Genomic DNA, 23,519 nt, shown 5'->3' on the forward strand with positions numbered 1-23,519 from the left:
ATAATAATCCCCATATATAAAACATGACCAGCAAGCATTCCCGCCTTCTCATCCTCGGTTCCGGTCCTGCCGGCTATAGCGCGGCGGTTTACGCCGCGCGCGCTAATCTCAACCCCGTGCTCATCACCGGCATGGCCCAGGGCGGCCAGCTCATGACCACTACCGACGTCGATAATTGGCCAGCCGATGCAATGGGCGTGCAGGGTCCGGAACTGATGGAACGTTTTCAGAAACATGCTGAACGCTTTAACACCGAAATCCTTTTCGACCATATCCATACGGCCAGGCTGACAGATAGGCCGATCACCCTGATCGGCGATCAAGGCACCTATACCTGCGATGCACTGATCATCGCCACGGGCGCTTCCGCCCAATACCTGGGGTTGCCCTCCGAGGAAGCATTCATGGGCAGGGGCGTATCCGGCTGCGCGACTTGCGACGGATTTTTCTACAAGGGCCAGGATGTGGCCGTCATAGGCGGTGGCAATACGGCGGTGGAAGAGGCGTTATATCTTTCCAATATCGCGCGCAACGTCACGGTGGTGCACCGGCGCGACAAATTCCGTTCCGAAAAAATCCTGATAGACAAATTGATGGATAAGGTAAAAAACAGCAACGTCAAGCTGGAGCTTGACCATGTATTGGATGAAGTGCTGGGCGATAAATCCGGCGTCACCGGCATGCGCATTAAAAATGTCCAGGACAGCTCAACCAAGAAACTGGATTTGCAAGGCGTATTCATCGCCATTGGCCACAAGCCCAACACGGATATCTTTCAGGGCCAACTGGAAATGAAAAACGGCTATATCATCACGCGCAACGGAAACGAGGGTAACGCAACTGCAACCAGCATTCCCGGCGTGTTCGCAGCGGGCGACGTGCAAGATCACATCTATCGCCAGGCGGTGACCAGTGCGGGAACCGGTTGCATGGCGGCCCTGGATGCGGAAAAATACCTGGATGCATTGGCGTAGCCACAATTGATCAGCAATTGAGCAACTGAAGATTGAAGATTACGTATGAAACGGCGGGGAAAGAAGGCGGCAATCAAGCTCGCAATCGAGCCTGCAAAGGCTCGAGGAGTCGAATCGACCCTTGATGATGCCGATACCGCCCTGTTTCGCGATGCGGTTCGCGGCGTAGCACCGCTGGCCCCCTCCGATAAAATACCCCTGATTGTCGAGCATCCCCAGCCTATACCACGCCAGACTCTGGACGACGGTCAAACCGCGCCGGTCGATTCGCTCTCCGACTATATCTCGCTCGAGATGGAACCAGGCGACGAATGGGCATTTCTTCGTCCCGGCATGCCGCGTCAGACTTTGCGGCGGCTGCGGCGCGGTTATTGGAAGATTGAAGCACAGCTGGATTTGCACGGCCTCACCCGTGACGAAGCTCGTCCGCAACTGGCAGCGTTTCTGGATGCTAGTCGCATACGTGGCGCGCGTTGCGTGCGAGTAATACACGGCAAGGGTCTTAGCTCAAGGAATCACGAGCCGGTTTTAAAAGCCAGGGTTGGAAGCTGGCTCGCGCAGCGCAGCGATGTGCTGGCTTTCAGCCAGGCCAGGCCGGAAGATGGCGGCAGCGGCGCCGTGCTGGTGCTGCTTAAGGCACCGGCGCATGGGGCTTATTCGCAGGTGCCTTAAAGGGTAGGATTGTTCTCGTGTGAATACGTCTTTTCGTGCAATCCCTGGCAACGCACACATCGCTGCGCGGTGGGATAAGCCATCAGCCGCTCAAACCCGATTTCACCCCCACACTCGACGCAGTCGCCAAAATCCAGCCCAGCCAGGCGTTTTAGCGCTGCTTCCACCTCGCGTATCTCGTTTACCTGACGGTCCACGAGGTTGGCGTTCAAATCTACCAGCAAATCGGCAACCGACGCATCGCCGGGATCAGCCACGCTACCGGCCAGATCCGCGTAATGCTGGTTGCCGGAACGCTCCAGTTCGCTGCGAATTTCTTCGCGCAATTCCAGATAACGCTGTTGCAGCGCTGCTTTCAGCTGCGCCAGTTGATCGTCGGTCAGGTTTGCCATGATGTCTTCCCCTTATAGTGGATTCGGCATTCCCCGCCAGTGCACGTAAATAGTGCACTTAAGCAGAGCCATGCCATTAACCCTTTCTACACCCAAAGCCGGAGTCGCGCGGAACGTTTCATGAACCGGCTGGACCTTTCAGTTTCTTCAAATCCTCGATTATCTCGGCAGAATTGCGCGAAGTACTGGCCGACAAATAAACCTTGGCAATCCTGCCTTGCGGGTCGATCAAAAAACTATTGCGTTTCGCCAAACCTCCGTCGCCCCGAAGTGAATCGTAACGCGCGGCAATCTCACCCTTGCTATCCGCCAGAAGCGGGAATGGCAGATTATACTTTTTGGCAAAATTGGCATGACTGGCGGTATCGTCCACGCTCACGCCGACGACTTGTGCACCCAGTTCCGTAAGCTCATGGATGTCATCGCGAAACCTACACGCCTGCTCGGTACAGCCGGGTGTGTCATCCTTTACATAGAAATACAATGCCAGCCACTTCCCACGAAAATCCGTAAGCGTACGCGTTTTGCCATTCTGGTCGGGAAGACTGAAATCCGGCGCGGGTTGACCAACTTTAAGCGGTTCAGCCGCTTCAGCACGTACCGCATGACCCGAAAAGAGCAGAACCATTGCCATCAACGTCGCCAACATTGCCACTGATTTCATCACGTCCTCCCATAATAGTAGGATGGGTGAAGCAAAGCGCAACCCATCACCCGAATATTTCACACCTCACCAAATCCCCCGTCACCCACCTTACCACTTCCAGCCCAGTCCCTGGAATATACACCGGCTTCGACATAACGATGAAACGTGGAAAACGGCCAATCGACAACCCATTCAACATGCCGATGCTTGACCGGATTGTAATGAATATAATCAATATGACGTTGCCAATCCGTCTCATCGCGCAACGTGTGCTCCCAATAGCGGCGCTGCCAGATGCCGCGTTCGCCCTTCAATATCTTGCTGGGAGAGCGAGATATTGAATCCGTCAAACTGCGCGAGAACATTGCCTTGATGCGCCGCCACCGCTCGGGATAATTGGCATCACCCTCCGGCAAAGTCCAGATGCAGTGCAAATGCTCTGGCAGAATAACAATAACATCAATGGTAAAAGGATATAAAGTCTTAACTCGGCGAAAGGCTTCACGTAGAGCGTCAATGTGATCAACCAGAAGTCGTTGTCTGCGGTCCGCCAGCGCCACCGTAAAAAAGTAGCTGCCACCCCTTGATGAAATTGCGTCGGTATTCGGTCATGATGCAACCGATACTCGATCACAATGCGATGTGCTACGCATGTGGATTTGATGGGTTACGCTACGCTTCACCCATCCTACCAAGGAACGTAATATTGCCATTGCAAATATCTGCAATCGCCAAACTCGTAGTTTGTAGGATGGGTGAAGCGCAGCGCAACCCATCATCGGTCAATCCAATTAAAAAAAACCGCCACAAACCCCCTCCTTTTTACCCCTCACTCCCTCTCAATTTCCTGACCGGCCAAGCCCAAACTCGCAACAGCAGCGCCGCAAAAGCTGCCAGTCCGCCAGCAAAAAAGAAAGCCATCGTCGCACTTTGAAACTGCCAGATCGAACCAAACAGCAATCCTGCTGGAATCGCAGCAATGCCCACCATCAAGTGATACCAGCCGAAAGCCGTTCCGCGCTCGCGAGGCGCGGCATAATCGCTGATCATGGCTCGCTCCGCACCTTCGCTCATGCCCGTACATAGACCGTAAAAAATGCTCACCGCCCATAATCCGAAGCTCTGCTCCACTAACCCAAGCATCAAAAACGAAATTGAAAAAGTGGTCCAGCCGATCAGCATCAACGTCCCGTGCCCCAGCTTGTCGGCTAGTTGCCCACCCCAGGTGGAGGTGGCGGCTTTGCAAAGATACAGCGTCGACCACAGCAACAATAATTCGACTACGCCCACGCCCAATTGGTGCCCCAGAAGCAGGATAAAGGTTTCCGAGGCGCGGGCGAACGTGAACAGCATCAGTACCAGCAGATAACGCCGCATGGGCAGGGATAATACCGACCAGCGCAGAGGCGGCAGCACAACGGGAACCTGAGCCTCGGCATGTTTCTTCTTTTCTTCCTTCACACCAGTACCGAGCAACAGCACCGCAACAAAGCCGGGTACCGCCGACCAGAGAATCACCTCGGTCAAGCTCAAGTCGGACCAGGCAAGCGCCGCCGCTGCCACGAGGCTGCCCGCCACCGCTCCGCCGTTGTCCATTGCCCGATGGTAGCCAAAAGCATAGCCGTGCATGCCGGGCGGCGTCGCATCCGCCACGAGCGCATCGCGCGGGGCGCTACGCACGCCCTTGCCCACCCGGTCGATGCTGCGCAGCACCAGTATCATCGGCCAGGAACCCGCCAGCCCCAGCAATGGACGCGCTATGTTGGATAGCGTATAACCCGCTACAGCAAGGTTTTTGCGCCGGCCGCTCATGACATCAGAATGCCGCCCTGACCACAGCTTGAGCAGGCTCGCCACCGCATCGGCGACCCCCTCGATAAGTCCGAGCGCTACCGGCCCGGCGGCCAGCACCGTCGCCAGCAAGATGGGAATGAGCGGAATAACGATATCGGAAGCGAAATCATTGAAGAAACTGACCAGCCCGAGAACGATTACGGTACGTGGTAGTTTTCTGGAATTGGCTTGAGTTGGGCTAGCGGTTTGGTCAGTTTTATTCATACCGCAATTTTAGCGTAAAATGCAGTCACGCCCTGGTAGCTCAGTGGATAGAGCAACCCCCTCCTAAGGGGTAGGTCACACGTTCGATTCGTGTTCAGGGCGCCATTATTCACCCACTTTTCGGGATGGTGAGCCTTTAGCTCGATCATTCGATGTTCGATAGGTCTGACTCGATTGAATCAATATAAAGGTCAATACATTGATTGTTTTCCGAGAGTTTGAGTACGTAATGGTTTAGGCGGTCGAAACTACTATTATCAATCGAGTCTGACCCTATAGATTCTAAGTCTGACCCTATAGATTCTAGATTCTTTCTAATGCTTGGTAATGTCCGAAACGTCCCGTTGTCCCGTAACAATCTTTTAAATCATCTACCGCTGCATCGTTTCGTTGGCGTGCATTCACTGACGAAAGTCTGATCCTTAGTAGTGGCTGGTGTAATGCGGTCTAAAGCTGACCTAGCTCAGATCAGCCTTGAGTCATTGACGTACTATCATTTTTTATAATCCGTTAAAAGTGTGTCCTCTATTCATGAAAACACCCTAACCGTTTAGTGCTTATAATCATATCTATTTTACGCCCTGATTTAAGAAGGGATTGGTTATTGCCATAATTGCAGCGAAGTAGTACTTATACCTATCTATAGCCTTATCATGTAGTCTCTATCGTATATTAACTTGTTCTATCATCTCATTATATTATAATATTCTCTGATATATAACGATTGATTCTAATAGTCTATTCTGTTTTATGTGATTAGAGTGTACTGTTAGCATATTCTGATGTCAGTGCTGTGCTGTCATTATACTGATACATGATTATTCAGTGAGTGAACTTAGTACGTTCCGAGCTGTCGGTGTCGATGCGTGACATATACTCTTGCCGCCATTTCGATCATGCCTCGTGTCGCGTTATGAACCATTCGCGAAGGCATCTCGCAGCTTGCCTCCACAAAGGGCTGCCCGGTTTGATGTAAGCCGGTCCAACATTCTGGTCTCGCAGCCATTTCATTACTGCTGTGGCGGTAAATTCCGCTCCATTGTCTGATCGAATAAATGCTGGTTTCGTACAGTCGCATTAACCGCGACAGGGTCAGAATCACATCCTGGCTGCGCAAGGATTTCCCGACCTCGATTGCAAGGCATTCACGCGTATGCTCATCCAACACACATAACAGCTTGAGTGGATTTCCATTAGCCAGACGATCATGCACGAAATCGTACGACCAGACATTATTTGGCCGGGTTGCACCAGGAATGCGTATGTCAGTGCCACAGCGCCGCTTCCTGGGCCGCCGTTTGGGCAAATTCAGTCCCAGTCTATTCCACAGTCGCCATACGCGGCTAGCACTTTGGCACGTCATCACAGCAATGCGCCGATAACCAAACCGCGGATATCGGCTCGATGCCTCAACCAATGAAGCAGTTAGTATTCGATCCTTGTCAGGTTGCTTGAGTTCGTAGCTGCCAACCTGTCGGCTCACCCCGGTCATACGGCAGGCCGCACGCTCCGATAAACCTTTATTCTTCAGCAGGGCCAGCGCTTCGCGCCGCGCTACCGGGGTTACCATTTTTTTGCTGCAATTTCCTTCAAGCCTTCGATTGCCAACACCTGCTCGGCAACAATCTTCTTCAGTTTGGCATTCTCCGACTCCAGATCCTTAAGCTTGCGTGCATCTGACACAGTCATCCCACCATATTTGTTCCGCCAGCGGAAAAACGTCTGTTCCGTAATATTGTGCTTGCGGCAAATGTCGCGGATGACTGCTCCATCTGCTTCGCCTTCACGCAAAATACCAATGATCTGCTCTTCACTAAATCGCTTCTTCATGTTCGCCTCCATGTCAAAATTAACATGAAGGCTCACTCCGTGGGTGGCTACAATATTCTTAGCAGATCAGTACTCCGGAGAGATCGTGAAAATAGAAGAGATTGCAAAACAATTAAAAGGAAAAAGAAAGAGTATTTCAGATCTGGCCCGCTTTATACAGACGCAAACTGATCACAATCCAAATTACACGCTCTTGCTGGGAGCAGGATGTTCCATAACCTCAGATATAAATTCTGCCACTGACCTTACCCGAGAATGGCGCAACGAACTTTGTGGGACGATTACTGATATCGAGGAACAGCGCGCTCACTTAAAACATGAGCATGGCGACTGGTATGACCAGGCTCGTGAATATGCATCACTCTTTGAAAAGAAATATGATTTGCAACGGCAAAGGCGCATGTTCGTAGAAAAAGAGGTATCAGGAAAGACGCCTTCTCTTGGGTATGCCTACTTGACCGCTTTAGTAAATCAAAATTACTTCAACACCGTATTTACCACAAATTTTGATGACCTAATTAATGAGGCGTTTTATTTATATTCAGATCAGCGTCCGATTGTATGCGCGCATGATTCATCAATAAATAGCATAACAGTTACTTCGAAGCGTCCAAAAGTTATTAAGCTCCATGGGGATTATCTATTTGATGATCTGAAAGCGACTACACGCGAGACGGAGTCGCTAGAGCAAAATATGAAAAGAAAGTTCTCTGAGTTTTCGAAGGATTACGGGTTAGTTGTCATCGGGTATTCTGGCAGCGACCGCTCGATAATGGACACTTTGACGTCTTTACTTAAGAGTGACGAGTATTTTAAAAGTGGGATTTATTGGTGCATCAGAAAAGATAGCGAAGTTTCTGAGGAACTAAGAAAATTATTATGGAAGGAAAAAGTTTATTTTGTGGAAATAGAGGGATTCGACGAACTTCTTGCTGAGCTGTATCACACGATTAATAAGGGCGAGGCATTGCCTTTTTCTACAATTTCCGTTTCACGCCGTCCTACAGAAATAGTGCGTCGCCTACTTATTATGCAAGAGAAGTTTACGACAGAATCACCCATACTGAAAAAAGCGCGTGACCAGCTAGTGAAGCAATCCAAAAGAGCCACGCTGATGGAAATGGTGTATCAATCGGAGACGAATGAGTTCAAAGACGATGAAAAATTCTCAGATGATGAGTTAATTACTCAACTTGAGATACAGAATTTGATTGAGTCAGGAAATTATCGAGAGGCTATTTCTAAAGGTCGTTCTGTCCTCCGCGACATTGTTAAACCTGCCCCAAAGCGGCGGATACTAACCTTAATTATTCAAGCCTATCGCTATTTGGGGGAGTTGAATGACACTGTTTCTGTAGCGGAGGAACTAATTTTATTCCAGCCTCATAATCCTGCTAACTATCTTCTAAAGTCCGATTTATTGTCGGATCGATCGCAGAAAATCGACTCCATAGAGAAGGCTATTGAGGTAAATCCCTACTTTGCGAGAAGCTATTGTGAAAAAGCCCTCTTATACATCCGGGAAGCGAGGTCGAGTTATGGAGATGTGCGTAAAAGTGCGCTTGATGTAGCTCACGAAGCTGTGAAAAATGGTCTTTTGAAAGATCCATCAATACATAATCCCTGCTGGACTCTGAAGTTCAACTTAATAAGGGAATTTCAGAGGGATAAGCATGTACGTGATGTTGAATTAAACAAAATAATTCGGCAGTTAAGTGACATGAACCCTAACTCATCTAGAGTGCTGAGAATGAGACAACAAATGCTTTCGGAAGGAGATGAGCCGGGGCTGGAAGCATTGCTTGAGGACATTGATAAGATTAAACAGCGTAGCGATCCTAGTCTGCATCCACAGTTCGACATCATCCGTTTAAGAAGTATCGCCACTTCGAATGACACAGAGCGAATAGGGAGTGCGTTATCTTCAGTTGTATCAGAGCATGATCTCGTGAAGAATATTGCGTTAGCGCTGGCTGTGGTGGAACTGAAACGTAAAAAATTCGGCCTAGACAAGGAAGCTATCATATTAATGGAAAATTGCCTCAAGGCCGGGTTTGATGATGGCGTAGCTGAATTTTTGATTGAAACATTAATTGACCTCGGACGGCAGGCAGAAGCGGAAGAGGCATTCAAAAAATACCGTCATCGTCTACCCCCAAATGTGTCTTTTAAGCTGCATATCGACATCCTTGAAGGACTGAACGACTTCGATAGCATTCTTACCGAGTTAAGAAAGTACGGCGCTCTTTATAAAACTTATCAAAGCCACCGGATGTACGTGCTGCTTAGGAAGGGAGCTAATGAAGAAGCCAAAAACTTCGGCAAAGAGGTACTAACACCTGTCAATTTTTCTGTAGAAGCAGAGGCTGAAATAATAAACTACGAGCTCGCGCGCAAACGATTAGGTTTGAAAGTAAACACTGAACGACTTGAGAAAGTATTGCAGTTTGCTAACGATTTTTCAACGAAGGCGGCTATCTATGCACTTCTAGATAACAATAAAGAGGCGATCGAACACATAAAAAAAGAAATGAAAAAGGATAAAACATTTAGATTTACGGTGGCACGTTGGCCAGTATTTGAGAGGATAAGAAAGAGCCCAGATTTCCTGCAAGCAACAAGTCTGCTTACTCAGGCTCCCTTGAATCCAACCGGGAACGTCGAAAGCATAACTAAAATAAGCGCACATGCTTGATACAAAATTTCTTACCTTCTACTACTTTATCAACAAATAATTTATTCTCTTTAATATTTATTATTTATATTTGTTCTCTCAGCCTAATCTGTTTCTAAAATGTCCTCCTTCACAGCATAAAATCTTTGCCGTCTAGATTCGATTGATAAAAAAACCTAGATATTGATTGCCTTCTGAGAGTTTGAGTAGAATCATCCACGCGACCGGAACGATTCTTATTGATTGAGTCTGACCCAATAGATTCCTCTTTCCAGACACTTCTGAAATATCTTTATAGATAGAAACTCAATCGAAAAATATTAGATGGCGGCAATTATCAACTACATGCCGTTACACGAGTTTTGAAGATGTACTTAATTCTGGCGCCGGCTACTTGCTTGAAAAGATCGGGAGCAATAACGCTGTCGCTTTTTTCATAGTAGCTATTTCCACATAGGCGACTGAAGCTGATTTGACCATTTGGCGTCAATTCCTGACCGTTCCTGTCGAGAAGAATCAGGTTGAATACCACATCTGGTGAAACCACCTTACGGACGCGGGACCGCACATCGAAAGACGTGTGCCAGATCAGGGTGTCACCGCGCTCTGAAACACTCAGCGTAAGATTGTCGATATAGGTTATCCCGGCTGGACTTTGCAGCTCCAGGTTATTGAACTTCCATGTTTTGCTGTTCTTGCGTTCGTCGACTGCCGCCCTGCCGTCCGTCGTCATTGCCGCGGTAGAGCCGGAAGCAGAGGACGCCGTTGAAACAATAATCACTCTATCTGTGGCGCCGGACGTGCCTTGAGGACCTTGCCGGCTAGGTGCGCCTCCCGATCGAACCGATATGCACCCAGATAACGCGACAAGAATTATCAATACCGTAATCGTATACAGATTTTTCATGGTTTTTCTCTCTTGCGATTGTGAAAAATACCATATGTCGTGTTCATGTTTCGATGGATCGGGCTGGATTGAGCCAGCATAAAAAAGTAATATATTAGTTGCTTCCGAGAGTTTGACTGCGAATGGTCTAGGCCGTCCAAACGATCTTTATCCATTGAGTCTGCATCTATATATTCCTCGGCACATCAAAAGCTCTGCGCCAGATCATCGTGTCACCGCACTCTGAAACACTCAGGCACTCAGCGTAAGATTGTCGATATAGGCTATCCCGCCTGGACTTCGAAGCTCCAGATTATTGAACTCCCATGTTTTGCTGCTCTTGCGTTCCGTTGGCTGCTGCCCTGACATTCGTCGTCATTGCCGCGCGCTAGAGGCGGAAGCAGGGGATGCCGCTGAAACAATAATAACGCTATCTGTGGCGCCGGACGTGTCTTGAGGACCTTGCCGGTCGGGTGAACCTCCCGATCGAACCGATACGCACCCGGATAACGCGACAAGAATTATCAATACCGTAATCGTATACAGATTTTTCATGGTTTTCCCTTCTTGCAATTGTGAAAAACACCCTCTGTCGCATTCATGTTTTGTCGGGCTCAATCGAACCAACCACAGTGCGCTATGCTGTTGGAAGGGAGCCGCAAGCATAATACGTCAGGCATTTTCCGATAGGCTGCTAATGCATGGAATGCAGCCCGATCATGTTGCCTTCGGTGTCGAAAACCAGCGCGATGAAGCCATATTTGCCGATCGACATTTTTTCCTTGAAAATACGCCCGCCATGCTCGGCGGCCCGCGCAGCCTCCACCGCGCAGTCTTCGCACATGAAGTAAACCAGCGTGCCGCCGCCACCCGAGGCGCAGCCTTCCATTTTAGCGAGCGCGCCCGCCGCTCCATAGCCTTCCTGCGACATGGGAAAAGTCCACATTTCCAGCTCTGTACCAGCGGTGGGGTTGGGAATCTGCTCGAGTTTTCCTTGCAATACCGCTTCGTAGAAAGTCCTGGCGCGCTTCATGTCCTGCACATAGATTTCAAACCAGCCAACTGGATTGTTTTTCATGGCATTGCTCCTTTGACGTGGGGGAATTCGTGTGTTTTTTCAGCATAGCGTATTTTTTCGCTCTAATCGTCGTGTCGAGGCTTTGATTCGGGGCATTCTTCATTTTCTGATTGTGAAACCTATGAAATCAGACCTGAACGATTTGAAATCGCTCCCCATGAAAGAAGATTTCTGAAGGTAAAGGGTTTGAGTCTGAGGCTGGAAATCCTGAGGGAAAGTGAATAATCCTGCCATTTTTTCTCAGTAGAATCCATTAGATCCATATGATTGCGCATTAGTTAAAAAAAAGAAAACCTTCAAACAATTATAGGATTTGAAAGAAAAATGGCAAATTGTTTCAAACGTCCGAATGGGTTCCGGACCGACAGACTACGTTTCCTCATCCTTATCTACAGAACCAAAGGAGCCTCCATGCTAGGTTTCTGCTGATGTGTCGGTCCGCTTTACACTTGTGGTCCCCATGCATTCGGAAGAAATATATAAGCTTTTGAGTAAAAAGACTTTCCCGAAGTTAGCATAAACTTTACTTCGACTTGACTTACCTCCCGCTATCCCGAGGGGGAACGTCTTTTAACCATCCAAAATGGGAGTTGAACATCATGAGACTCAATGTCATGCTTTCATCAGCAGCAACTGCAGCCTGCATATTATTATCGGGCAGTCCAGCTCATGCTACGCTGAAACTCACAGCTGAGGGTATTGCTGGCGGCTTCACTCTCACGACCTTCGTGAGCGGCTACAGTGCGCAATATGGGCCGCTGGCGCAGGGAATTCTTCCAAATGGCAACATCATTACAGGCAGCGAGTTCGACCGAAAGATATACGTCTTCAAAGACCTGGATAACCAGACTCTGAGCAGCGCGGTAAGCGCAACCCCATACATATGTCAGACCGGCAACTGTAATTACGCAATGGCAACCGCCGGGGGACAGGTTTATGGCGCCCAGGCATTTGGGGGATTTTACGAGCACTTCGCCAGCGACGGCTCCCGTACTCAGATTCCTAACAAAGTAGCCGCCGAGCTCCGTGGTCACCTGGGCATGTGGGCCAATCCGGCCAACGGGCACGTCATCGCTTCCAGCAATGCAGGTCTTGTCGATATCGATCCGATTGCCGGCAGCTACCGGGTAGTCAAAGCCGGCCTTTTCCCGGATGGTGTCTCAGTGTCACCGGATGGCGCGACTGCGTATGTCGAAAACGGAGTCATTCAGGCATACGATCTGGCCACCGGCACGCTTCCTCGTAGCTTCCCCAACTTTGGTCATGCCCCTGATGGCACGGGAGTCATCAGTGGAGGTCCGCTCAATGGCGATATCATCGTTAATAATAATGACGGCATGACGGCACCGTGGGTCTGCTGGATCCAACCAAGCTGGACGGTGACCCGAATCAGTTCGTTCTCATCGCCACCGGAGGCACGCGTGGAGATTTTGTCTCACCCGATCTGAATAACGGCACGCTGTTTCTTTCGCAAAACGAGCTGGTAGCGCGCTTATCCTGTGGGCCAGATTGCTCGATTGGCGCCCCTGTTCCCGAGCCGGAAACCTATGCTCTGATGCTTGCCGGTCTGGCTTTACTGGGGGTAATGGTGAGGAGCAAGAGCTTGAGCACAGCATAAACGATCAACCGCATATGATTGCCAATCCATTGTTTAACCAAGGTGTACTGCAATGAACGAAACGCCAAAAGACATCTCCCCTTCGCCGCAAGGACGAGCCGATAACATACCTGAGGCATTTTTTCCCGGCATTGAGCAGCTTGCGACAACCGTAATTTCGTCGTTTGTAGCGAAGCATGGCCCAGCCGTTGGCGGAGCTATGTATAAGGCTCTGAAGGGCGACGATGTTCTTTTTGTGCAGATTGAAAAAAGCTGGAAGGAGGCAGCTCACTATTACATTGCACTAAAGTTTAGAAACTTGATCGAGCATGGTGTTTATCTCGAAGACATCTATGTATTGGTACCCAATGACGCTCCGCTAGCTCTTCTTAAGAGCGGGAAAAACACCATGGATTTCGGCGCCGAAAATCATGTAATCTGGGTTACCCCAAGCGAGTTGCTGCCCCAGCTACTGCCTGCCGAAGCCGACGCGGCAAAGCAACTCCTGCTGCGCATTCCTGACTTTACACGTGAGGGGTATAGTGAGAAAGCCTTTGCTAAACTCGACTTCATCACATTGGGGTATCGGTTTTCGCGGCTTGATAAGCCGGGGCCCGACATTAAAAAGGATATCGTCATCCGCCTTCGAAAAAGTACGAACCAGCCCTGAGGTCAATATGCTCGTCGAGGTAGTTCAATCGACAAATTGGGCTACCGCGAAGCGCGGCCAGTTCGCTCCGCTTCTTGCCACCCGCCAGCGCCGCGTTAGCGTTAAGTGCCGCTGAGTGCGTCCGCCTCGCTCTGTTTTGCCATCTCCCGCTTTATTATCGAAGTCCTCACGCCGCGCATCGAATGTAGAACATTATCCAGTTGTGGGCTTGCTCAAATTCCCGGAACTGCTTCTAATCGTTTTTCTTGCGCTATCCCGCTCTATCGCCTATCGTTTATTTTACAGACCTGCCTGGAAGCAGCATCGACGAGCGGGATCGAGCGGATGCCAGGCATCAATCTGAACTTTGAATCGAAATCATGGCGGCATGATTGTTAAGCTTGCCGCACCCCAAAAAAACCGCTTCATCCAATCATCGACAGGAGAGACGTCATGCCATACGCAGCCATAGAAGATCTCCCGAAAAACGTCACGAACGTATTGCCAAAGCACGCGCAGGAAATATATCAGGCAGCTTTCAATAATGCCTGGGATGAATATAAGGATCCGGATGATCGCAGAGGCGATGCTTCACGCGAAGAAACCGCTCATAAAGTCGCATGGTCGGCGGTAAAAAAGGAATACGAGAAAAAAGGTGATGAATGGAAGAAGAAGCCATGAGTTTTACGACGAGGTAAACACACAGGTAACGGACTCTCTGATGTGCTGGTTTCCAGGAATCGACCCATGCGAGCACCCGTTTGAGCGCCTGTCCGTTCAAATATCGTCTATCCTCAATCCTTACAGCTATTCACATCCTCAGTAACCGTTTTCCCATCTTTTAGCACGACAGTTTGCCTGATTGTCTTGCATTCCTTATTTTTCTGTGCCGTTACCGGTCCGGATTGAACGACCTCGGCTTTACCCACCAGGCCGGTATCGGGATTGCTGAAGGTCTGAGTCTGGTTTGTCTCGAATGCTTTTTGCGATGCATCGGCCATTTTTTTCCTATCGTCCTTGCCGAGGACGCCTCCAATTTCCGCACCGACATAATAGCCCGCGACGCCACCGGCAATGGCAGCCACAATGCTGCCCGCAATACCGCCACCGAGATAGCTGCCGAGATAGCTCGCCCCGATAGAGCCGGCAATGCTACCGATCAGCCCGCCAGTCCGCCTTGTGTCCGCTGTTTGACAGCCCGGCAGGAGTACGATCAGCGCTATCGCGATGAGCCATCTGGCTCGCGTACTGGAGAGTGAAATGTTGCCCATGATATTCCCCTTCAAAAAAATTCCTGATCTGCAATGGGTTCGCCCCGCAAAATACCCCGAATCGAAGCCGGCTCGATCCGTTCGTTTTATGTACTCCTGTGCCGGGATATCATCAAAAGAAAATAGATGCAACTGATTGACAGCGTAGTGTTCCCTGGGTTAAGTTCGCCACCGTTATTTGCGTTTTCCCTTTATATTAGAAAATATTAGAAAAATTTCCATGAAAACGAAGAGAACAATTCTAATAGTCGCGCTCCTGGCTGTCATTCCAGCGCTCTCGGGTTGCTGGTACGTTGTCGCTGGCGGCGCAGGCGCCTATGGCGGATACAAAATGAAACAGAAAGGTTATACGCTACAGAACCCTATTACCAAGGAAAAGAGCAGCCAGCCCTCCAAATAGCTCAGCCGGCGCCGTGGATGCGCCCTGTCACTTTTCGACACCCTTATCGTTGCTGGAAAAGCCGTTTTTACCATTACCAGGTTCAGCGCGCCCATCGGGTAGTCACAATAGGAAGGGGGCAAGCAGGTGCGCTGGAGCCCCGCGAATCGGGTATAGACCCTTACTCCCTGCGTGTTTTTATCCACTCTTCCGCTTGCCGTTGCGCTTCGGCAACTTGTACCGGCGTCATGAGCTTCTCCATAAGCTCCTGGTTTTCTTTCGCGTCCTCATAATCTCCCGCGCTGGCGATACTGAACCACTTATCAGCCTCAACATAATCCTGCTTGACGCCGGTGCCGTTGTAGTAAAGTACGCCCAGATTTGTTTGCGCCCCGTGATGACCCTGCTCCGCCGCCTTTTGATACCAGGATAAGGCTTGTGCATAATCCTGCGGCACGCCCTGGCCGTTGTTATACTTGACACCCAGGCTGTATTGCGCCCTTGCATAACCCTGTTCCGCCGACTTGCGATACCAGGATAAAGCCTCCAGCGCATCCCTTGCAACGCCCCGGCCGCTGTCGTATCGCACGCCCAGGTTGTATTGGGCATCCTCATCCCCCTGCTCCGCGGCTTTGCGATACCAGGCCACGGCCTGCTGATCATCCCGCAAGACCCCTTTCCCCGTGGCGTACATTACGCCGAGATTGAATTGGGCGGGGACGTAACCCTGCTCCGCCGCCTTGCGATACCAGGCAGCTGCCTCATAATCGTCGTGCGTAATCCCCCGGCCTTTGGCATAAACGACTCCAAGCTTGAATTGCGCCCTTGCATATCCCAGTTCGGCGGCTTTGCGGTACCAGGAGGCAGCTTGTTGATCATCCTTGATAATACCCTCGCCCGCCGCATACATGACGCCGAGATTGAATTCAGCATCCGGATTTCCCTGTTCAGCCGCTTTACGAAACCAGGACACCGCTTTCTGATCGCTCTGTTCCACGCCTCGACCCTTGGCATACAGCACGCCTATCGCATATTGCGCATCCGCATATCCCACTTCCGCAGCTCTAAGATACCAGGATGCCGCTTGCTGATCATTCTGCTCCACGCCCTGGCCTTTGAGGTACATGAAACCCAGAATGCCCTGCGCGGGAGCATGCCCTTGCTCAGCGGCTTTGAGATACCAGGACAAGGCCTGCTGATAGTCCTGCGTAACTCCCTGGCCTTTAGCGTACATCACGCCAAGATTGTACTGGGCCACAGCATATCCTTTATCCGCCGCCCTGAAGTACCAGAGCATGGCCTGCTGATAGTCCTGCTCGACCCCCTGACCTTTAAGATACATGAAACCCAACATGGATTGCGCCGGCGCGTCGCCCTGCTCCGCCGCTTTGCGATACCAGTTCGCGGCCTGCGCGTCATTCTGAGGCACACCCCGGCCTTTTGAGTACATGACGCCCAGATTGAACTGGGCATCCGCGTTTCCTTTTTCCGCTGCCCGCCTGAAAGAAGCTACCGCTTTAACATAGTCCTTGCTGAGGGCGAACCGCATTCCATCCTCAAAGTCTCCGGCGAATGCCGGAAGAGTCAGCAACATCAGTACCAGTCCGGCTATCGCTGGCCCTGCCACCGCCATTGTTATCGATAAACGCATCATTTATTCACCGTAATTCCACCGATTCCTGTATTAGAGCTAAAAATTCCGAGCTCGTTGCCGTTTTTTTACCCATCGATATTTTTTGTGCTGTTTCCTGAAGTTTGAAAATAGCCCGAGAAATACGATAGCTATACCAGGAATATCAAGAGCGCTATTCTAGCGCGGCGGGCATTTAAAAATGGCCCATGCGCGATCATGTTCAGGATTTTTTCGTTTGCGGGATTTGATAAAAGGAAATCCGGGTTTTTTTAGCCGAAGTAACGTAGCCGGCCGACGAGGTGAAACGAAAGAAGTCCTGCTCAACTTAGCGGGGTGAACACGCTTTCAGCTTGTCCCATGCTATATCGCTCTCGTATTTCTTCCCGTTCAGCCTGGCGACCACCGTTTCGCTATCGGTCCTTTGTATCGTCATGATGAAGGAATAACCGGGGCTGGCTTCGCCGCTCATATCAGCATCTGATTTATGCGCATAGATCTTGGGAATCAATGGCTGGATCACGGCATCAGGGTTGTTGGTTGCATTGCGCGCGTAGGTTCCCGGTAGCGCGCCGTACGGATAGGCATAAATTTCTGTTGCTTCGATATCCTGATAGCTTCGTACTTCATATTGCAGACCGCGGATTAACCACCGGCTATCGGTTTGCAGTTCATTGATGACGCAGCGTGCGAGCGAAGCGCGAGTTCCCGTAAATTTGGCGGCGTAAGTCTGCGATTTTTCCTTGAGGCCAATGCCCGAGCATGCCGATAACAGGCACGCTGACAAAAGTGGAGCTAAAATTGTAATGCGTTTTTTCATGATAACGTTCGGGTATAGCCTCCGCGTTTTAATGAGATCAAGCGCACTTCGCGAATTTGTTTTCATGGTAGCAGGACATGTTCGGCGGCGCTTTACCCCAGCCCGAGCTATCATGCAATGTAAACGTAGGCCAAAAGTATTCATTTGTAAAGCATCGCTTATTTTCGGATCAACCCAGGAAACCAATGCGTGCATTTTCCAGGCGCCGTTTTCACGGCATAGGCCGCGGTGCGGGCGACAATACCGACGCCGACTCCGCCGTTCATATGAGCGAGGAGTATGGCGTGCGCTCACTCCATATTGGCAGCAGCATGGTGCAAAGCGCGATGAGGTTGGCAACACCCAACCATCTGGAGCTGATCTATACCCAATGCATGATGGGTTTTACCCTGTTTCATCCACGGCCGGAAAATATGCTGATGATCGGTCTGGGAGGAGGCTCGCTGGCGAAATTCGTATACCACCGTTTGCCGCAGGTTCAAACGACCGTGATTGAAATCAATCCGCAAATCGTTGCGATCGCGCGAGATCATTTTTTTGTACCGGCGGATGATGATCGCCTGCAAGTCGTGATTGCGGAAGGCGGCGAATTTGTTGCCGGCCACCCTCGCAGTGCTGACATACTGATGGTTGACGGTTTTGACGATGGGCGCCAGGTACCCTCGCTTTGCAGCCAGGATTTTTATGATCGTGCCCGTGAAGCATTGAAAAAAAACGGCGTGTTGGTGGTCAACTTGCTCAGCAGAGACAGGGCAGTCCATGACTACATCCATCGCATCGAGGATAGTTTCGCTGGTCGAGTCGCTACACTACTGGCTGAGCCTTTCGGTAATCTGATCGTCTTCGCTTTCAAGCACAGTCCCGGCAGACCCGCGTGGGAAAATTTGCAGGAGCGTGCAAAGCAACTCGAACAGGAACTTGCGTTGCCTTTCACCAAGTTCGTCAATAAATTACAGCAGCGCAAGCCTTTCTGAGTCATGCGCATGCCGCTGAGGCTTGATGGTTGCGCTACGCTCCAGACATACGTTGATAAATTGTAGGTCGGGCTCCGCCCGACATCGTTTTTGATCGTCGGGCGGAGCCCGACCTACATTGCATTGGAGCGGTGAAGATATTCAGCCGTAACCCATCAAAACACGACCGGATTATGGATTACGCTACGATCCAGGTCACAGACCCAAGCTCAGTCGATGCGAGCACCTTCCGGTTATGGTAAAGTTTCAGGTTGCCACAGAAAAGTGAAGAGAGGAGAAACCAGACCATGAAACTGTACGAATCCGACCACACCAAATTCATGCGCGAGCTGTTCGAAAAAAATCCGAAACTGGCGGAGGATCAGAAAGAGGCGCGCGCCATCTGGTGGGATAAAAAGCTGGACCTGGAAGAGCGCAAGCGCTTCAAGGAATCAAGCGTACCGCAGAAGGCCTACGTCTATTTCGGAAAATAGAGTGGGTATCCGGGTAGGTCTGCGAGTTTGCTGCGCCACATGATCAACAGGATAGCAACCCGGTTGATCTCCAGATTTTCATGAGAATTTATTCGCCGGTTCTCGTCATAGCGCTTCAAACACCCCCGCCGCGCCCATGCCTGTCCCCACGCACATGGTTACCATGCCGTATTTCCGATGATGCCGACGCAGGCCGTGCAGTAACGTGGCGACACGGATGGCGCCGGTCGCGCCCAACGGATGACCTAGCGCGATCGCGCCGCCCAGCGGGTTGACTTTGGCGCGGTCCAACCCCAGGTCATGGATGACTGCGAGGCTCTGGGCTGCGAAAGCTTCGTTCAATTCGATCCAGTCGAGATCATCCAGCTTCAAGCCAACCTGCTTCAGCACCTTCGGTATCGCCTTGATCGGGCCTATGCCCATGATTTCCGGTGGCACACCCGCGACAGAATAGCCGAGGAAGCGGCCAATAGGGGTAAGATCGAAGCGTTTCAACGCAGCTTCACTTGCTACGATCACGGCGCCCGCACCGTCGGACATCTGCGAACTGTTGCCCGCCGTTACGGAGCCATTTGCCGCGAATACCGGTTTCAATGTGGCAAGCGTCGCCGCGTTGGTGCCGGGCCGCGGCCCTTCATCGGTATTTCTTGTGCTGGAAACATCCCGGACCTCATGCGAGACGAGATCGGGGCGTTTTTCGACCACCGTATAGGGCGCGATTTCCTGTTCGAATTCCCCCGTCTCGATGGCCTTGAGTGCCCTTGCATGGCTTGTCACTGCAAATTCATCCTGGGCCTCACGGCTGACTTGCCATCGCTGTGCGACTTTTTCTCCCGTTATGCCCATGCCGTAGGCGATGGCGACATTCTCGTCGCGCAGGAATATAGCCGGGTCCAGCGACATCTTGTTGCCCGTCATCGGGACCATGCTCATGCTCTCCGTACCCGCCGCGACGATTACGTCCGCATTGCCCAGGCGAATGCGGTCGGCAGCAAGCGCTACCGCTTGCAACCCGGAGGCGCAAAAACGATTGACCGTCATTCCCGGCACGCTATCAGGCAGCCCTGCCAGCAAGAGCGCAATGCGTGCGACATTCATTCCCTGCTCCGCCTCAGGCATGGCGCAACCGGCGATTACGTCGTCGATGGCTGCCGGATCGAGTCCCTCGCACTGTGCCAGCGCAGCTTTCAACACGTGGGCCAGCATGTCATCAGGACGAACGGTTTTGAACATTCCTCGTGGTGCCTTGCCGACCGGCGTACGGACGGCAGCAACGATGTAAGCGTCTTGTATCTGTTTGGTCATGACAGTTCTCCTTCGCTTAATTCCTGAGAGGTTTCCCGGTCTTCAGCATATGCTCCACGCGTGCCTGCGTCTTTTCGGTTGCCAGCAGCTCTATGAATGCGGCACGCTCCAGCTCCAGGAACCAGTCCTCATCGACCACGCTGCCGGGAGTCAGTTCACCTCCACACATGACGTGGGCGATCCTGGTACCGATCAGGTAATCATGGTCCGAGATGAAATTGCCTTCGCGCATGTTTACGAGCATGCCTTTGATATTGGCAATGCCGGTAGAACCGGCCACCGAAATATTACGGGCTTTCAGCGGCGGGCGATACCCTGCTTCAGCCAGGGCTACCGCTTGCGCCTTGGCAACGTAAAGTAATTCATACCGGTTCATCACTACCGGGTCGGCAGCGCGCAAATAGCCCAGTTCTTTTGCCTGCTCGGCACTTTTTGATAGTTGTGCGGTTGCGACGCTCTGAAAATAATTTTTCAGTAAAGGGAAAGGATCGCCGTCTTTCGTATCTCGCGATGCTCTCAATGCAAGCTCCTTGCAACCGCCACCCGCGGGTAATAATCCCACGCCAGCCTCTACCAGGCCGATGTAGCTTTCCATGGTCGCTACCGCACGGTCGCAATGCATTACAAATTCGCAGCCGCCTCCCAGCGCGAGGCCATCTACGGCCGCTACAGTGGGAATCATCGAGTATCTGAGGTCCTGCGAAGTTTGCTGGAATTGGGCAACCATTGCTTCGATTTCAGCCAATTTGCCCGCCATCAGTGCATCGGCGAGATTGAGGCTGCGCGCCGCCTTGAGTACCGCAGACTGCGCCGTTTTCCTGATTTTTTTGGCCAGGACGCTGAAGGCGGAAGGAGGTTCGTCACTTTTCAGGCGCTCAGTGGCTTTTTGAAGATTGGCGCCGGCAGAAAATGGCGGTTCAGTCTGCCAGATCACCAAAGCACGCCAGTTCCGTTCAGCTTCATCGATGGCCTGTTGCACTCCATCCAGCACATCGCTTCCGATAGTGTGCATTTTGCTCTTGAAGCTGAGAATGGCTATGTGGTCATCGACCGAGCCATTGCCGCCGGACTCGCCCGTATGCCACATCCGTACCGCATCAGTCTCGAATATTGTTGTGCCATATTGCGCCCGCTCGTTCAGCAGCCTATCCGGAAACAACTGCCGTCGGTACACAGGCAACGTCGAACGTGGCCGGAAGGTATTGTTGGACGGCGCATAGGATCCCTGTGTTCTATGTACGCCCTGTATGCCGATGTTGACGGCTTGGCTGGCGCTTTGCCCCAGTTCCTGCACCCATTCCGGCAGTGATACCGTACTCATGCTCTTGCCGGCCGCGATATCCTCGTTTATCCACCCGGCAATATCGCTCCATCCCGCCGCTTGCCAGGTTTCGAGCGGCCCCTGATTCCAGCCGAAACCCCAGCGCATCGATAAATCAAGGTCGCGCGCATTGTCGGCGATTGCGCCGAGATGAACAGCGCAATAATGAAACAGATCGCGGAATATGGACCACAGGAATTGTGCTTGCGGATGTGGATTCGCGCGCAACGCGCCAAGCTGGCCCGCGAGATTTTTACGTTTGAGCAGTTCCTTTATGTCGTCCTCGGCCGTACCCGCCGAGAGAATATATTCGCCCTTCGCAAGGTCCAGGACATGGATTTCCTTGCCCATCTTCTGATATATGCCGCGCCTGGTTTTCTGCCCGAGCGCCCCTTTGTCTACCAGGGCTTGCAGCCAATCGGGCACGGCATAGTATCTGTGCCATGGATCTTCCGGCAGCGTATCGCGCATGGTAGCGATCACGTGTGCAAGGACATCGAGCCCCACCACATCCGCGGTGCGGAAAGTCGCGCTCTTGGGACGACCGATGAGCGTGCCGGTCAAAGCATCCACGACGTCGAATCCGAGGCCGAATTCATGTGCATGATGCATGGTGGCGAGCATCGAAAACACGCCTATCCGGTTGGCAATAAAATTCGGCGTGTCCTTTGCACGAATTACGCCTTTACCCAGGCACGTGACCAGGAATGCTTCCAGATCATCGAGCATCGCGGCATCGCTCTCCTTGCAGGGGATCAACTCTGCGAGGTGCATGTAGCGGGGCGGGTTAAAAAAATGGATGCCGCAAAACCGGTGGCGCAAGTTCTCGGGGAACGACTTTGCCAGTTCATTGATGGAGAGGCCCGATGTGTTGCTGGCAAAAATGGCGTCTTCGCCGAGATGTGGCGCGACCTTTTTATACAACTCGCTTTTCCAGTCAATGCGCTCGGCGATGGCTTCGATCACGATGTCGCAATCCCGGAGCAACTCAAGGTTCTGGTCGTAGTTGGCCGGTTGAATGGAGGCGGCCTTGGCCGCAATCGACAGCGGTGCGGGATCCTGTTTTTTTAAATTCTCCACCGCCTTGATCACGTTGGCATTGGGGCCCCCCTGCTCGGCGGGCAACTCGAATAACAGCGTCTCGATGTTGGCATTGACCAGATGCGCTGCGATCTGCGCTCCCATTACGCCGGCGCCGAGGACGGCTGCTTTGCGCACGATGAATTTACGATTATTCAATGTCGCCTCCAGTTCGATCCGTTTTTTTCATCAGGAAAAAGCCCACTTCGTGAGCGTGTGGCATTTTTATCCGCTTACCCTTTCCATTCCATTACGTCAAAGTATCGTATTACCGGTTGCCCGGCGAGAACAATTTTTTGAATATTATCCCGCTGAGTTTGTGGCCGGAAATCCGGGTCGGCAAATGAGCTACAAGAGTTTTTGAATGTGCATTATTCCTGTGGAACGACGCGCGGTTTGCGATTTTCATCCACGGCGACATACGTCAGGACCGCATCGGTTACCCGGCAGCATATTTCATCAATTCCGTGGCGAAGACCCCGCTGTGCATAGACGGCAACCTCCACCGTTATGGAAGTTCGGCCTACCTTGACGATCTCGGCATAAAAACTCACGATATCCCCGACAAATACGGGCTGTTTGAATACGAAGGAATTCACCGCTACCGTGGCAACGCGCCCACGAGCCCGGCGCATTGCCGGGAGGCTTCCGGCAATGTCCACCTGAGCCATGATCCAGCCGCCGAAAACATCTCCGGCATAATTCGTGTCCGTCGGCATCGGCACCAGGCGCAGTATCGGATCGAGCCCCTCGGGCAGTGAGGTGTGAGTTTCTGCGTTCGTATTCATTTTCCATTCCAAGGTTTAAATT

The 23,519-nt window shown here is 51.5% G+C and carries 24 protein-coding genes, 1 tRNA gene and 1 pseudogene; 12 read left to right on the plus strand and 14 right to left on the minus strand.

Going from position 1 to position 23,519, the window contains the following annotated elements; all coding sequences use genetic code 11:
* Positions 1–23 precede the first annotated feature (23 nt).
* Positions 24–974, plus strand: coding sequence for a thioredoxin-disulfide reductase (gene trxB / locus KJS40_RS00110; RefSeq protein WP_213538575.1), 951 nt, complete (start codon positions 24–26; stop codon positions 972–974).
* Between the two features lie 45 nt (positions 975–1,019).
* Positions 1,020–1,646, plus strand: coding sequence for a Smr/MutS family protein (locus KJS40_RS00115; protein WP_213538576.1), 627 nt, complete (start codon positions 1,020–1,022; stop codon positions 1,644–1,646).
* Here the strand turns inward: KJS40_RS00115 and KJS40_RS00120 are convergent.
* From KJS40_RS00120 to KJS40_RS00135, 4 genes are all read right to left on the minus strand, one after another.
* Positions 1,643–2,038: a TraR/DksA family transcriptional regulator gene (locus KJS40_RS00120; protein ID WP_213538577.1), complete on the minus strand. Its 396-nt coding sequence runs from the start codon at positions 2,036–2,038 to the stop codon at positions 1,643–1,645. The two genes, KJS40_RS00115 and KJS40_RS00120, sit on opposite strands and share 4 nt — an antisense overlap.
* Positions 2,039–2,156: 118 nt before the next feature.
* Complete coding sequence (locus KJS40_RS00125) at positions 2,157–2,702, minus strand: peroxiredoxin (protein WP_213538578.1); 546 nt, start codon at positions 2,700–2,702, stop codon at positions 2,157–2,159.
* A 59-nt stretch (positions 2,703–2,761) separates the two neighbouring features.
* On the minus strand, positions 2,762–3,244 hold the full coding sequence (locus tag KJS40_RS00130) for a transposase (protein ID WP_213538579.1): 483 nt from the start codon (positions 3,242–3,244) through the stop codon (positions 2,762–2,764).
* Between the two features lie 262 nt (positions 3,245–3,506).
* Positions 3,507–4,742 (minus strand): MFS transporter, encoded by a 1,236-nt coding sequence (locus KJS40_RS00135; RefSeq protein WP_213538580.1) that lies wholly within the window; start codon positions 4,740–4,742, stop codon positions 3,507–3,509.
* 29 nt (positions 4,743–4,771) lie between these two features.
* Here KJS40_RS00135 and KJS40_RS00140 point away from each other — a divergent pair.
* Positions 4,772–4,847: transfer RNA gene (locus KJS40_RS00140), tRNA-Arg, on the plus strand.
* A gap of 840 nt (positions 4,848–5,687) precedes the next feature.
* Here the strand turns inward: KJS40_RS00140 and KJS40_RS15180 are convergent.
* Positions 5,688–6,572, minus strand: a pseudogene (locus KJS40_RS15180) (IS3 family transposase); the annotation flags it as partial.
* A gap of 85 nt (positions 6,573–6,657) precedes the next feature.
* Here KJS40_RS15180 and KJS40_RS00155 point away from each other — a divergent pair.
* Positions 6,658–9,267, plus strand: a complete 2,610-nt coding sequence (locus tag KJS40_RS00155; RefSeq protein WP_213538583.1) for an SIR2 family protein — start codon at positions 6,658–6,660, stop codon at positions 9,265–9,267.
* A 316-nt stretch (positions 9,268–9,583) separates the two neighbouring features.
* Here KJS40_RS00155 and KJS40_RS00160 read toward each other — a convergent pair whose 3' ends face one another.
* The 3 genes from KJS40_RS00160 to KJS40_RS00170 form a co-directional block, all read right to left on the minus strand.
* On the minus strand, positions 9,584–10,153 hold the full coding sequence (locus tag KJS40_RS00160; RefSeq protein ID WP_213538584.1) for a hypothetical protein: 570 nt from the start codon (positions 10,151–10,153) through the stop codon (positions 9,584–9,586).
* 354 nt (positions 10,154–10,507) lie between these two features.
* Complete coding sequence (locus KJS40_RS00165) at positions 10,508–10,687, minus strand: hypothetical protein (protein WP_213538585.1); 180 nt, start codon at positions 10,685–10,687, stop codon at positions 10,508–10,510.
* A 139-nt stretch (positions 10,688–10,826) separates the two neighbouring features.
* Positions 10,827–11,210 (minus strand): VOC family protein, encoded by a 384-nt coding sequence (locus KJS40_RS00170; protein ID WP_213538586.1) that lies wholly within the window; start codon positions 11,208–11,210, stop codon positions 10,827–10,829.
* A gap of 599 nt (positions 11,211–11,809) precedes the next feature.
* On the opposite strand from KJS40_RS00170, the gene KJS40_RS00175 reads away from it, so the two are divergent.
* From KJS40_RS00175 to chaB, 4 genes are all read left to right on the plus strand, one after another.
* Positions 11,810–12,658 carry a hypothetical protein gene (locus KJS40_RS00175; RefSeq protein ID WP_213538587.1) on the plus strand — a complete coding sequence of 283 codons (849 nt, stop codon included), beginning with the start codon at positions 11,810–11,812 and terminating at the stop codon, positions 12,656–12,658.
* Positions 12,659–12,765: 107 nt separating this feature from the next.
* On the plus strand, positions 12,766–12,828 hold the full coding sequence (locus KJS40_RS15520; RefSeq protein WP_348529560.1) for a hypothetical protein: 63 nt from the start codon (positions 12,766–12,768) through the stop codon (positions 12,826–12,828).
* A 52-nt stretch (positions 12,829–12,880) separates the two neighbouring features.
* Positions 12,881–13,477: a hypothetical protein gene (locus tag KJS40_RS00185; protein ID WP_213538589.1), complete on the plus strand. Its 597-nt coding sequence runs from the start codon at positions 12,881–12,883 to the stop codon at positions 13,475–13,477.
* A 432-nt stretch (positions 13,478–13,909) separates the two neighbouring features.
* Positions 13,910–14,137, plus strand: coding sequence for a putative cation transport regulator ChaB (chaB, locus tag KJS40_RS00190; RefSeq protein ID WP_213538590.1), 228 nt, complete (start codon positions 13,910–13,912; stop codon positions 14,135–14,137).
* Positions 14,138–14,250: 113 nt separating this feature from the next.
* On the opposite strand, the gene KJS40_RS00195 is transcribed toward chaB, so the two are convergent.
* A complete protein-coding gene (locus tag KJS40_RS00195; protein WP_213538591.1) occupies positions 14,251–14,727 on the minus strand; it encodes a hypothetical protein in 477 nt (158 codons plus the stop codon).
* Between the two features lie 220 nt (positions 14,728–14,947).
* Between KJS40_RS00195 and KJS40_RS00200 the strand changes: the two genes are divergently transcribed.
* Entirely contained in the window at positions 14,948–15,127 is a 180-nt protein-coding gene (locus KJS40_RS00200) for a hypothetical protein (RefSeq protein ID WP_213538592.1), read from the plus strand.
* 160 nt (positions 15,128–15,287) lie between these two features.
* Here the strand turns inward: KJS40_RS00200 and KJS40_RS00205 are convergent, their stop codons facing one another.
* On the minus strand, positions 15,288–16,760 hold the full coding sequence (locus tag KJS40_RS00205; protein ID WP_244859629.1) for an SEL1-like repeat protein: 1,473 nt from the start codon (positions 16,758–16,760) through the stop codon (positions 15,288–15,290).
* A 304-nt stretch (positions 16,761–17,064) separates the two neighbouring features.
* Positions 17,065–17,556 carry a hypothetical protein gene (locus KJS40_RS00210; RefSeq protein ID WP_213538593.1) on the minus strand — a complete coding sequence of 164 codons (492 nt, stop codon included), beginning with the start codon at positions 17,554–17,556 and terminating at the stop codon, positions 17,065–17,067.
* A 185-nt stretch (positions 17,557–17,741) separates the two neighbouring features.
* On the opposite strand from KJS40_RS00210, the gene KJS40_RS00215 reads away from it, so the two are divergent.
* Entirely contained in the window at positions 17,742–18,530 is a 789-nt protein-coding gene (locus KJS40_RS00215) for a polyamine aminopropyltransferase (protein ID WP_213538594.1), read from the plus strand.
* Positions 18,531–18,817: 287 nt separating this feature from the next.
* Complete coding sequence (locus KJS40_RS00220) at positions 18,818–19,003, plus strand: DUF3460 family protein (RefSeq protein ID WP_025041464.1); 186 nt, start codon at positions 18,818–18,820, stop codon at positions 19,001–19,003.
* A 105-nt stretch (positions 19,004–19,108) separates the two neighbouring features.
* Here the strand turns inward: KJS40_RS00220 and KJS40_RS00225 are convergent, their stop codons facing one another.
* Both KJS40_RS00225 and KJS40_RS00230 read right to left on the minus strand, forming a co-directional pair.
* Complete coding sequence (locus tag KJS40_RS00225) at positions 19,109–20,308, minus strand: acetyl-CoA C-acyltransferase (RefSeq protein ID WP_025041463.1); 1,200 nt, start codon at positions 20,306–20,308, stop codon at positions 19,109–19,111.
* Between the two features lie 16 nt (positions 20,309–20,324).
* Positions 20,325–22,814, minus strand: a complete 2,490-nt coding sequence (locus tag KJS40_RS00230) for a 3-hydroxyacyl-CoA dehydrogenase/enoyl-CoA hydratase family protein (RefSeq protein ID WP_244859789.1) — start codon at positions 22,812–22,814, stop codon at positions 20,325–20,327.
* Between the two features lie 34 nt (positions 22,815–22,848).
* Between KJS40_RS00230 and KJS40_RS00235 the strand changes: the two genes are divergently transcribed.
* Positions 22,849–23,073, plus strand: coding sequence for a hypothetical protein (locus tag KJS40_RS00235; protein ID WP_213538596.1), 225 nt, complete (start codon positions 22,849–22,851; stop codon positions 23,071–23,073).
* Between the two features lie 7 nt (positions 23,074–23,080).
* On the opposite strand, the gene KJS40_RS00240 is transcribed toward KJS40_RS00235, so the two are convergent.
* Positions 23,081–23,497, minus strand: a complete 417-nt coding sequence (locus tag KJS40_RS00240) for an acyl-CoA thioesterase (protein ID WP_213538597.1) — start codon at positions 23,495–23,497, stop codon at positions 23,081–23,083.
* Positions 23,498–23,519 lie beyond the last annotated feature (22 nt).

The sequence above is a fragment of the Nitrosospira sp. NRS527 genome (assembly GCF_018406445.1).
Classification (GTDB): domain Bacteria; phylum Pseudomonadota; class Gammaproteobacteria; order Burkholderiales; family Nitrosomonadaceae; genus Nitrosospira; species Nitrosospira briensis.